Origin of the sequence: Maribacter sp. HTCC2170, from assembly GCF_000153165.2 — a bacterium.
Taxonomy (GTDB): domain Bacteria; phylum Bacteroidota; class Bacteroidia; order Flavobacteriales; family Flavobacteriaceae; genus Maribacter_A.
The window spans coordinates 85424-97389 of record NC_014472.1; the positions used below are offsets into that span (position 1 = coordinate 85424).

General features: G+C 36.2%; 11 protein-coding genes. 7 read left to right on the top strand and 4 right to left on the bottom strand.

Annotated features, from left to right (window positions below; translation table 11 throughout):
* The first annotated feature begins 33 nt into the window (after nt 1–33).
* From FB2170_RS00390 to FB2170_RS00405, 4 genes are all read left to right on the top strand, one after another.
* Nucleotides 34–594 (top strand): RNA polymerase sigma factor, encoded by a 561-nt coding sequence (locus tag FB2170_RS00390; protein ID WP_013304507.1) that lies wholly within the window; start codon nt 34–36, stop codon nt 592–594.
* Nucleotides 595–702: 108 nt separating this feature from the next.
* The gene (gene lipA / locus FB2170_RS00395) at nt 703–1569 is read left to right on the top strand and encodes a lipoyl synthase (protein WP_013304508.1); all 867 of its coding nucleotides are present in this window, start codon (nt 703–705) and stop codon (nt 1567–1569) included.
* A 44-nt stretch (nt 1570–1613) separates the two neighbouring features.
* Nucleotides 1614–2624 carry a type I glyceraldehyde-3-phosphate dehydrogenase gene (gene gap / locus FB2170_RS00400; protein WP_013304509.1) on the top strand — a complete coding sequence of 337 codons (1011 nt, stop codon included), beginning with the start codon at nt 1614–1616 and terminating at the stop codon, nt 2622–2624.
* Between the two features lie 32 nt (nt 2625–2656).
* The gene (locus FB2170_RS00405) at nt 2657–4843 is read left to right on the top strand and encodes an ATP-binding protein (RefSeq protein ID WP_013304510.1); all 2187 of its coding nucleotides are present in this window, start codon (nt 2657–2659) and stop codon (nt 4841–4843) included.
* Here the strand turns inward: FB2170_RS00405 and lpxK are convergent.
* The gene (gene lpxK / locus FB2170_RS00410; protein WP_041632941.1) at nt 4833–5831 is read right to left on the bottom strand and encodes a tetraacyldisaccharide 4'-kinase; all 999 of its coding nucleotides are present in this window, start codon (nt 5829–5831) and stop codon (nt 4833–4835) included. The two genes, FB2170_RS00405 and lpxK, sit on opposite strands and share 11 nt — an antisense overlap.
* Before the next feature lie 51 nt (nt 5832–5882).
* On the opposite strand from lpxK, the gene FB2170_RS00415 reads away from it, so the two are divergent.
* Nucleotides 5883–6977, top strand: coding sequence for a Nif3-like dinuclear metal center hexameric protein (locus FB2170_RS00415; protein WP_013304512.1), 1095 nt, complete (start codon nt 5883–5885; stop codon nt 6975–6977).
* A 2-nt stretch (nt 6978–6979) separates the two neighbouring features.
* Nucleotides 6980–7759, top strand: coding sequence for a zinc ribbon domain-containing protein (locus FB2170_RS00420; RefSeq protein WP_013304513.1), 780 nt, complete (start codon nt 6980–6982; stop codon nt 7757–7759).
* Nucleotides 7760–7828: 69 nt separating this feature from the next.
* On the opposite strand, the gene FB2170_RS00425 is transcribed toward FB2170_RS00420, so the two are convergent.
* A complete protein-coding gene (locus FB2170_RS00425; protein ID WP_013304514.1) occupies nt 7829–9172 on the bottom strand; it encodes an FAD-dependent oxidoreductase in 1344 nt (447 codons plus the stop codon).
* Between the two features lie 255 nt (nt 9173–9427).
* Nucleotides 9428–9976 carry a ClpP family protease gene (locus tag FB2170_RS00430; protein ID WP_013304515.1) on the bottom strand — a complete coding sequence of 183 codons (549 nt, stop codon included), beginning with the start codon at nt 9974–9976 and terminating at the stop codon, nt 9428–9430.
* A gap of 116 nt (nt 9977–10092) precedes the next feature.
* Here FB2170_RS00430 and FB2170_RS00435 point away from each other — a divergent pair, with 116 nt between their 5' ends.
* A complete protein-coding gene (locus FB2170_RS00435) occupies nt 10093–10764 on the top strand; it encodes a hypothetical protein (RefSeq protein WP_148232031.1) in 672 nt (223 codons plus the stop codon).
* Between the two features lie 7 nt (nt 10765–10771).
* Here the strand turns inward: FB2170_RS00435 and FB2170_RS00440 are convergent, their stop codons facing one another.
* Nucleotides 10772–11926, bottom strand: a complete 1155-nt coding sequence (locus FB2170_RS00440; protein WP_013304517.1) for an MFS transporter — start codon at nt 11924–11926, stop codon at nt 10772–10774.
* Nucleotides 11927–11966 lie beyond the last annotated feature (40 nt).

An 11966-nucleotide genomic window follows, 5' to 3' on the forward strand; every position in this document is an offset into this window, starting at 1 on the left:
ATTTGCCGCTCAAAGTTTAAAACCTTTAATCTTTTGGCCAAAACTAAAAATAAAATACTCGACACAATAAAGAAAGCCAAGCTGGGCAACCAGATTGCTTTCAGTAGTTTGTTGGACACTTTTTGGAATGATGTTTATGGCTTTCAATTAAAGCGAACGGAAAATGAGAATGACGCCGAGGATATAACCATTCAAACGTTCTCAAAAGCTTTTGACAAGATAAATACTTTCGACGATTCTTATGAGTTCAAAACTTGGCTGATAACCATTTCAAAAAATATTCATGTTGACCTTATCCGAAAAAGAAAAAGGAATGTTCTAGAAGCAGGAGGAAACAATGAAGCCATTACGAAAGCCCTGGACGATGCACCTTCTGCCGAAGATAGATTGATTACCGAACAAAATTTGGCCACCCTACTTCAGAATATCAAAAAACTAAAACCACATTATCAAGAAGTCATCAACCTAAGATATTTTCATGAATTAAGTTATGCTGCAATTGCCAATGAGCTTAACGAGCCAGTAAATAACATAAAAGTTAAACTTCTCAGGGCCAAGAAACTATTGGCTGAAATAATCACAAGCAAAAGGTAAGTTCAAGAAAATCTTGGGTTGAAAATCGGACTTTTAAATAATTCCGATACTTTAATTCACACCTAATCCGTACATTATTTTGTTCGTATATTTGTCGAAAATTCAATAATGGGCGTAGATAGTGTAGCACCACCAAAGGGCAAACCCAAATGGTTGAGGGTAAAATTACCGACAGGTAAAAAATACACTCAATTAAGAGGACTCGTAGATAAATATGATCTGCACACAATTTGCACCTCTGGCAGTTGTCCAAATATGGGAGAATGTTGGGGTGAAGGTACAGCTACATTTATGATTTTAGGTAATATCTGTACTCGTTCTTGTGGCTTTTGCGGCGTTAAAACTGGTCGACCTGAAGACGTTGACTGGGCCGAACCAGAAAAAGTAGCCAGATCCATTAATTTGATGGGCATCAAACATGCCGTAATAACATCAGTTGATCGCGATGACCTAAAAGATATGGGGTCTATTATTTGGGCCGAAACAGTAAAGGCCATTCGCAGAATGAACCCTTCAACTACATTAGAAACTTTGATTCCTGATTTTCAAGGGATAGAAAAACATTTAGACCGCATAATCGAAGTTAGACCCGAAGTAGTTTCCCATAATATGGAAACAGTAAAAAGACTAACTAGAGAGGTACGTATACAGGCCAAATACGAAAGAAGTTTAGAAGCTTTAAGATATTTGCGCGACAATGGTGCAAATAGGACAAAGTCAGGAATAATGCTAGGTCTTGGCGAACTCGAAGAAGAAGTATTAGAAACCATGGAAGACCTTAGAAAGGCCCGAGTTGATGTTGTTACAATAGGGCAGTATCTTCAACCTTCAAAAAAACACTTGCCGGTAAAAGAATTCATACTTCCAGAGCAGTTTAAGAAATACGAAGAAGCAGGACTTAAAATGGGCTTTAGGCATGTAGAAAGCGGGGCATTGGTAAGATCTTCATACAAGGCACATAAGCATATAAACTAGTACCCCCTATTTTATTTTAGTGCTTAATTCAAAAACACTTCTCAATGAATAAGGTTAATATTGGTATTAACGGCTTTGGCAGAATTGGACGAACCTTGTTTAGGCTACTGGACAATCACCCAAACATAAGCGTTGTTGCCATTAACGACCTGGCAGATGCCAGAACTTTGGCTCACTTATTAAAGTATGATAGTATTCATGGAGTTTGGCAAAAAGAGATTACCGCCCAAGAACATCTTATTTTGGTTGATGGCAAAAGCATTGCTTTGACCAATGAGAATTCACCAGAACACATTCCTTGGAATAACAATCGCGTTGATATTGTAATTGAGTCAACAGGTAAATTCAAAACTAGAAAAGACCTTCACTTTCATATTTCAAATGGAGCAAAGAAGGTTATTCTCACTGTACCTCCTGCTGATGAATCAATAAAAATGGTAGTTTTTGGGATAAATGAAAAAGAGATAACATCCAAGGATCATCTTTTATCAAATGCGTCCTGTACAACAAACAATGCCGCCCCTATGATCAAAGTAATCAAAGATCTTTGTGGTATAGAGCAAGCCTACATAACGACAATACATTCCTACACAACAGACCAAAGTCTTCATGATCAACCGCACAAAGACCTTCGTAGATCACGGGCTGCCTCCCAGTCAATCATTCCCACAACTACAGGAGCAGCCAAAGCACTGACAAAAATATTTCCAGATTTGGCCAATGTTATTGGAGGTTGCGGTATTAGGGTTCCTGTACCGAATGGTTCATTAACAGACTTAACTTTTAACGTAAAAAGAGAAACTTCAATTCAAGAAATAAATGATACTTTTGAGGAAGCATCATATAATGAGCTAAAAAACATACTTTTTTATACGAAAGATCCTATAGTATCTGTTGATATAAACAATAGTTGTTATTCTTGTACGTTTGATTCTCAGATGACTTCTGTAATCGGAAAAATGGTCAAGATTATTGGCTGGTACGATAATGAAACAGGTTACAGTAGCAGAATCATTGACATTATCAATTTATTGATCACCAAAAAATTCGTTTGAGCAAAAATAATTCATACAAGTTCATTAAATATATGACCATAGTCATAATCATATGGTGCTTTGGATTTAGTACAATAGCTCAAGATGACCCCAATCATAACAATGTTCAAACCTATTTCAACGAGGCCAGAACGTATAGCAATAAAAACCAAATAGACCTAGCCCTTTCATCCCTGGACAAAGCAGCTGCTCTGGCAGAAGAGAACAAAGACGTTAAAACCCTGATAGATTCCTATAACATGTTTGCCTTGCTTTATTTAAAGCTGGATAAGGTGAATACCACAAAATACTATTGGGACCGGGCTAAAGTATTACTTGGTGAAGTTGAATACCCATACGGCGATGCAATATACAAGTATATTGAAGCCATTCTCCTTTATAAGGAAAATCAGAATTTCCAAGCAATTTTTATGCTTGGTGAGGCAAGGCAGCTCAATAATGACCGGAATTTTTTCAATAATATACTTTTGGTTGAAGGCAATATTTATTTGAATTTGGAAAAGTACGAAAGTGCTTTAAAAAACTTCAATTCCTTAGTAGTAAACACCGACGTTTACGAAAAAGATTATTTGGCATCAAAAGCATATATAGGGCTTGCGCGAACCAATATTAAACTTAATAATTTCGAAGAGGCTTTAAGCAATGCGCAAAGTGCATTAAAATTGGCAGATGAAAATGGTTTTTATCTAGAAGTTGTTGAGGGCAACCAGCTACTCTCCAAATCCTATGAGGGCTTGGAACGTTTTGAAGAAGCTTTAGTAGCCACGCGGAATCTTTATACTGCAAAAGATTCTCTTTTCACTCTTGAAAAAATAAAAATAGAAACTAAAACGGCCGACGAAATCCATAGTGAAAATATGGCCAATGAGATCAAGCGACAGGATAAACGTATTGAAGAATTGAGCAAGTCTGCCAATAAATCTGAGATAACCGCCATATTAACTTCAGCTTTTCTTATTATAATTTCGTTGCTAGCAGTTTCCTTATACAGGAACAATCAAATAAAGCTTAAGACAAACACCCTTTTACAGACCAAAAACAGTGAATTGCAAGCCGCAAGGGATGAAGCTGTAAATGCCATGGAGGCAAAAACCAATTTCTTGTCAACGGTAAGTCATGAACTTAGAACGCCTCTTTATGCGGTCACCGGACTTACCCATTTGCTGCTGGAGGAAAACCCAAGTGAAAACCAAAAAGAACATTTAAAAGCCTTAAAATTCTCTGGAGACTATCTTTTGAATTTCATTAATGACATCTTACATATTAATAAGATTGACGCTGATAAACTAGAACCTTTGAACATGGAATTCAATCTAAAAAAGGTTTTAAAAGAGGTTATTGACTCATTACAGCAAAGCGCTAAGGAAAATAATACGGAAATCATATTGGATTATGATGATACCATTCCTTCGCATTTAATGAGTGATCCGCTAAAGCTATCCCAGATCTTCATGAACCTTATAGGGAATGCCCTAAAATTCACTAAAAATGGTGAAGTAAAGGTAGTCGCACAAATGGTACATAAGGAAGAGGAAGATGTAACATTATACTTTGAAGTATTGGACAATGGAATTGGAATTTCCAAAGAACAGCAACAAAAAATATTTGAAGGTTTTGAGCAAGGTTCCATTCAAATAAACAGAGAATATGGTGGAACAGGGCTTGGACTTACTATTGTAAAAAGTCTATTAGGTCTGTTCGATAGTCAAATAAAATTACAAAGCGACTTAGGCCAAGGTAGTTCCTTCTTTTTTGAGCTTAAATTAAAAAGTAAAGACAGCATTGTTGACGATATTCCTTTTGAGTTGACGCAAAAGGATTATACATTTAAAGGATTGCATTTGATGATTGTTGAAGACAACAAAATCAATCAGGTAATAACGAAAAAGATGCTCTCTAAAAAAGAAATTACCAGTGACATTGCAAGCAATGGCATGGCCGCGATAGATTTGGCTAAAAAGAATAAATATGATGCCATATTAATGGATATTCATATGCCCGGAATTAGTGGGGAAGAAGCCACTATTGAAATTCGAAAGTTCGATCAGATTACTCCTATTATTGCGTTAACGGCAATTTCTTTAGACGATAGTTTAGAAAGTTTCTATGCGGCTGGTTGTAATGATGTTGTAACCAAGCCGTTTAAACCAGAAGTATTCTATCAAAAAATAGGAGAAAATATCTTTGACAATAGGGAAAATGGAAGCCTCAGCTCATAACTTGTTGAAGTGACCTTTCTAAAACTGACGAACCTTCATCCAAAAAAACGTGTTTTACCGAAATATAATGTAAGTTTTCAACTTCATTATTTAACCTAACAAAATCCTTCTCAGTGGTTAAGACATGCTCCTTTGAGTTAATTAGGTCTATTTCCTGTTTCGTAAAAAAATGATGGTCTTTGTACTCTAAATGCTCAAAATCTATTCCTTTACCCGCTAAATAATCTACTAAGGCCTTGGGATTGGCAATTCCCGTTACCAATGTTATCCTCTTGCCCTTAAAATCATCTAAACTAACCGATGAATTATTTCCTAAAAGTTTCTCACTGTAATAATAATAACAAAACAACACCTGCTGGTCTTGCTTAGGGTTTAGATTTTTAATAATCTCCTCTTGAATCCTTTTATTTAAATGCACTGGGCATTTTGTTACAATGATAATATTAGCGCGTTTAGCCTCTCTTTTACTATCTCTTAAATCTCCTGTAGGTAGATACCAATCTTTTATGTACAAGTTGTCATATGATGTTAGCAGCAATGAAAATTGGGGCTGAACCTTTCTATGTTGAAAGGCATCATCAAGTAGAATAACGTCAGGTTGTATCGTTTCCTGAAGCTTACGAATCCCACGACATCTATCGGCATCAACTGCTACTGATATATTTGGAAATTTTGAATGTATTTGATAAGGCTCATCACCTATATCCTCAACTTTGCTCTCCGTCCCTGCTAAAACATAACCTTTAGATTTACGCCTATATCCCCTACTTAACACTGCTATTTTAAAAGAAGTTGAAAGATTTTCAATCAAATACTCGATCATAGGTGTTTTGCCTGTACCACCAACACTAAGGTTACCAACACAAATTGTTGGTGTTTTGAAAGATTTACTTGTAAACAAACCAGTATCGTAGAGATAATTTCTAATATGGACCACAAGGGCGTAAATCAGGGAAAAAGGAAAGGCTATTTTTCTAAGGAGTTGCATTAGAACGAAAATATAATATTTTATCTTTGGTAACATTAATAAAACCAGAAAATGATAGTAAAAGAAGTTACAGCGATATTAGAGGAACTGGCTCCTTTAGAGAATGCCGAGGGATTTGATAATGTTGGACTTTTAGTTGGCGACTACATACAAGAAGTATCGGGCATTTTGGTGACATTGGATACTTTGGAAAACGTTGTTGACGAAGCAGTAACAACTAATTGTAACCTCATTGTAAGCTTCCACCCCATTATTTTCAATGGATTAAGAAAACTCACGGGAACCACATATGTTGAGCGAGTTGTAATAAAAGCTATTCAAAACAACATTGCGATTTACAGCATGCATACGGCACTTGATAATTCCGACAAGGGTGTTAATTCTAAAATATGCGAAGTTCTGGGTGTATTGAAACCCCAAATATTGATTCCAAAAACCAATACCATCAAAAAGTTAACTACTTACGTGCCCGTAGAGTCGGCGCAAATTTTAAAAAATGCACTTTTTGAAGCAGGAGCGGGTAACATAGGAAAATATGACAATTGTAGTTTTACCAGCTTAGGAACAGGTTCGTTTAAAGCGGAGGAAGAGGCAAATCCAACGATTGGTGAAATAGGAGAAATTCATTTTGAAAAAGAAGCACAAATCAATATTACCTTTTCTGCTTCTGTTGAGAAAAAAGTAATGAATGCACTTTTCAAAAATCACCCCTATGAAGAGGTGGCGTATGAAATATTGACCTTGGAAAACAGGAATCAACATATAGGAATGGGTATGGTCGGCACATTGACAAACGCTATGAAAGAAGTTGACTTTTTACATTTGGTACAAGAAAGAATGAATGCTTCAGGAATTAGACATTCCCAATTACTTAACAAGAACATTAAGAAAGTGGCTGTTCTTGGCGGCAGTGGAGCCTTTGCGATAAAAGATGCAAAAGCTGCCGGGGCAGATATTTTTATTACTGCAGATGTAAAATATCATCAGTTTTATGAGGCAGAGGGTAAAATGATAATTGCCGATATTGGACACTTTGAAACAGAACAGTTTACAAAAAATCTTTTAGTTGATTATCTTACGAAAAAAATTCCTAATTTTGCAATCCGTTTATCGGAAAGCAAAACGAATCCAATCAAGTATTTATAAGTATGGCAAAAAAAGGTGAAGTAACCGTAGAAGAGAAGTTAAGAGCATTATATGACTTGCAATTAATTGATTCTAGGGTTGATGAGATACGCAATGTTAGAGGTGAATTACCATTAGAAGTTGAAGATTTGGAGGATGATGTTTTAGGCCTTAAAACAAGATTAGATAAGCTTAAAACTGATGTAGAGACCGTTAATTTTGAAATTACTGCTAAAAAGAATTTGATTGAAGAATCAAAAGGCTTGATTAAAAAATATACCGAGCAGCAGAAGAATGTTCGAAACAGTAGAGAATTCAACTCAATTAGTAAGGAATTGGAATTTCAAGAACTCGAAATTCAATTGGCTGAAAAAAACATAAAAGAATTCAAAGCCCAAATAGAGCAAAAGAAAGTGGTTATCTCTGAAACAAAAGAGAAGTTAAGTGAAAGAGAAGCCCATTTGAAGCACAAAAAAAGTGAATTGAATGCGATTTTGGCCGAAACTGAAAAAGAGGAAAAAGCTCTTTTGAGCAAATCAAACGAATATCAGGAACAAATTGAAGAACGATTGGTTAAGGCATATTCTAGAATTAGAAACAATGTAAAAAACGGACTTGCAGTTGTTCCTATTGAAAGAGGTGCCTCAGGTGGTTCATTCTTTACTATACCACCACAGGTTCAGGTTGAGATTGCTTCGCGCAAAAAAATCATTACTGACGAGCATAGTGGTAGAATATTGGTTGACCCTACTCTTGCAGAAGAAGAGCAACTAAAAATGGAGAAAATGTTTGCCAAGTTGTAGTCTCCAAAAAATTATAAATAAAAAAGGGTCGTCCATCAGATGGCCCTTTTTTATTTATAATGCTCTAGTTTAAGGTAACATATTCAAAATTTCCTGCTCAATTTCATCGCTGTCCCATTTTTTTTCAATATCTGGGAAATCCATAATTTGTGACATTATCTTTTCCTGTGCGTTGCCTATGGCCAAAGCTTCAGAATAAGGCCTATGTGAAAAGGTAACTCTTGAGTATAATGGCACCCACTTATCAGGATACTTTTGTGCAAACCTTTTTTCTATCTTTTTTTGCATTAAGAACTTTGGGTCGGCTGTTTTACTACTCATCTCCATAAAATTACGATAACTCAGCTCTGCAATGGCATCTGCATTTGGTTTTCGTTTTTTCTGGTATTGCTGAAAAATCGCCTCCCAATTATCGCCTTCTTCTTTAATAATTTTATTCAACACAAAAATGTCCTCAAAACCGGCATTCATTCCTTGTCCGTAAAAGGGTACAATTGCATGCGCTGAATCACCCACTAGAGCTACTTTGTCCCAATAGGTCCAAGGGTAGCATTTCATTGTTACCATTGCACTGGTGGGGTTCTTGAAAAAATCATGTGCTAGATTCTCTATTTCCTGGTCTACACTTGGGAAATGGGTTCTAAAAAAAGTCCTGGCTTCCTCATGGGTTCTAATACTTTCAAAAGAAATATCCCCTTCAAAGGGCATGAACAGAGTACAGGTAAAACTACCATCGATATTTGGCATCGCTATGAACATAAATCGACCGCGTGGCCATATATGAAATGAATTGGCATCTAACTTATGGCTGCCATCTGAATTAGCAGGAATGGTCAATTCTTTGTATCCAACATCAATAAAATCCTGTGAATAATCAAACCTGCTCCGACGTTGCATTTTATGACGAATTCTTGAAAAAGCTCCATCACAACCAAAAATCAAATCGTAAGCGTACTCCTTCCATTCCCCTTTTTCGGTTTCTCCTGTTTGCAATTTGGCTGCTGGGAGATCAACATCCCATACTTTTTCTTCAAATTTGAATTTAACACCGGCTTCTTCAGCCAAATCAATCATCTTCCGATTTAACACCCCTCTTGATATAGACCATATCGCCTCCCCTTCTTCGCCATAATGCTGAAAATACATGGGTTTACCAACTACGTGCATTGCTCGTTTATCAAGAGGTATCGCTATTTTTTTTATCTCCTCCTCTATTCCAATTTCATCCAGTGCCCTCCACCCCCTATTACTCATGGCGAGGTTAATTGAACGTCCCGAAAATTCTATTGTTCTAATATCAGGTCTTCTGTCAAAAACTGTAATGGCGTGTCCTAATTTTCTCAAGTAGATAGCTAAAAGTGAGCCCACTAAACCGGACCCCACTATAGCAATGTTTTTTGATGTTTGACTCATAACTTCTCAATTGGAAAATACCTAGGGTTAGTTTGTAAATTTAATAAATTTAACTTCACTTTTGATGATATGGAATTAGGTCTTCGAACCATTTAAACACTACTGTAATTTATCTTTTTTTGTGTTTAAAACATCTAAAATGACATTCAAATCCGTATATACTATACAATCCGCTTAGGCGTCTATATATATCCTAAAAAAAAGTCCTTCACATTAAAAATGCGAAGGACTTTTTCTCTTTCATATACTTTTAACCTATTCTAAAACTCCGTCAACGATACCGTATTCTATCGATTCTTCTGCATTCATCCAGTAATCCCTATCAAAATCTCGCATGACCGTATCAAAATCCTGTCCGCAATTATCTGCTAAAATTTGAGCACTCAATTCTTTGGTTTTGATGATTTCTTTGGCCTGAATTTCGATATTAGATGCTTGCCCTCTTGCTCCACCACTTGGTTGGTGAATCATAACTTGCGCATGTGGTTGAATAAAACGTCTTCCTTTTTTCCCCACAGAAAGCAGTATTGAACCCATTGAGGCCGCCAAACCGGTACAAATCGTTGATACAGGACTCTTTAATGATTTTATCGTATCGTACATTGCAAATCCAGAGGTTACATACCCTCCAGGACTATTAATAAAAAGCTGAATTTCTTTATTATTCTGCATATCTAAATACAGCAAGCGATCAATAACATGTTTTGCAGAATCATCATCTACCATTCCCCATAGAAACACTTTTCTTTCTTCTAATAATTTCTCATCTATTGCTTCCTGTACTTTTCCTTTTTTAGAACTCATTGCATTTTTATTTAATTATCAAAACTAAGCATTTTATTAAATATAGTTGGAATGACAAGAAACTGATTTCTATTGAAATAACATGGATTCATCTATCTTTGAAAAAAATGTACAAAATGAGATATGTCATCATACTTTTACTTTTGAGTATAATTTCGGGCTGTAAAACTGATAAAAAGAAGGAAGCCCTGGTTATTGAGAAAGAATATACCCTTTCAGAAAAAATAGCTAATGCTAATGGGTTTCAAAACTGGAAAGAAGTTACTCAACTAAAATTTACCTTTAATGTTGACAGGGACACTTCACACTTCGAAAGAACGTGGATTTGGGATATAAAAGAAAACCAAGTTACGTCTATCTCTAATAACGAAACAATAATATACAATAGAGCAAAATTAGATAGCACCAGCCATCAAATAAACGGTGGATTCGTGAATGATAAATATTGGTTGTTGGCACCTTTCAATCTAATTTGGGACAAAGACAATTACACTCACAACCTAAAAGAGGATGTAGTTGCTCCGATTAGTAAGAAAGCCATGCAAAAACTCACTATAACTTATAGTTCAGATGGAGGTTACACCCCCGGAGATGCCTATGATTTTTATTTTGAAGACGACTTTCAAATCAAAGAATGGGTTTTTAGAAAAGCCAATCAACCTGAACCTTCATTAATTACCACTTGGGAAGATTATGTTGAAAAAGGTGGGTTGAAAATTGCCCAAACGCACAAAAATGATGAAGGTTTTAAACTATATTTCACCGAAATCGAAGTGAATACAAAATAATCCATTCTTAGGACTTAACTCGTTTTCGGTTAAGTATTGTTGTTGCAACCAAAATCAATAGTCCACAGCACAGCAATACAACGAAACAACCAAATAAGGATGAGCTTTCAGCAATAAACCCTAGGATTGGCGGAGCCATAAGAAATCCCGTATACCCTAAACCGGCAATAAAGGACACCCCTTGAGAAGAATCAATTCCTTTAACATTACCTCCAATTCGAAACAATTCAGGTACCATTACCGAAAATCCTAATCCACTTAAAGCAAAACCAGCAATTGTAAAATGGGTTGCAGTTGTCAATACCAAGATGTACCCTGAAATGGCTATAATTGCTCCCAAAGCCACCATTTTCACAGAACCAATTCGTGTGCTGATGGCATCACCCAAAAATCTCCCTAAGGTCATGGTTATCTGAAAACCAAGGAATCCCGCACCCCAAAGCGTTTCTGGAGCCATACTTATTTCTTTTAGGTAAAGTCCGCTCCAATCTACGATTGCACCTTCACTACCCATTGCAATGAATGAAACAATGCCTAAAATCATCAGAGGTTTAAAGAGCTTTAAACTAAAAGGTTCTTTTTCTTCGACCGCGGCCTTTACGTGATAGTACCGCTTAAAAAAAATAGCGTTTACAATCAAAACCAACAAAACCGCAATCAGCATATGTAATGGCGGATTACCTATACTAACAATTAGAAAACTTCCCAATCCTGCCAAAACACCACCAAGACTAAAAAAACCATGGGCGGCCGACATGAACTTTTGCTTATCTTCTTTTTCCAATTCGGTGACCAAGGTATTCATGGCAATATCTGTAAAACCATTAAATGCCCCAAACATAAAAAGAGAGGCCATTAAGGTATAGTAGCTCGGCGCCAACAATGGTAGCAAAGCAACCAAACTGCTACACAAAACACCAATAGAAGTTGCCTTACCCACCCCAACTCTATTTATTATCTTGGCAGCGACGGGGAAAACTGTGAACACACCGAGAGAGAGAAAGAATATTGCAATTCCTAAATCCGCTTTATCTATTCCCAATCTTTCCTTTACAGTAGGGATATAAATTGCCCAAGTTCCGAATAGAATATTTAGACTTGCAAAAACCCATGCAGGGCCAAAATATCTTGGGTTCGTAAGAATAAGTTTTAGAGAATTCATAAAAAATGACTAGCAGCAGTTAATATTCAACAACAAATTT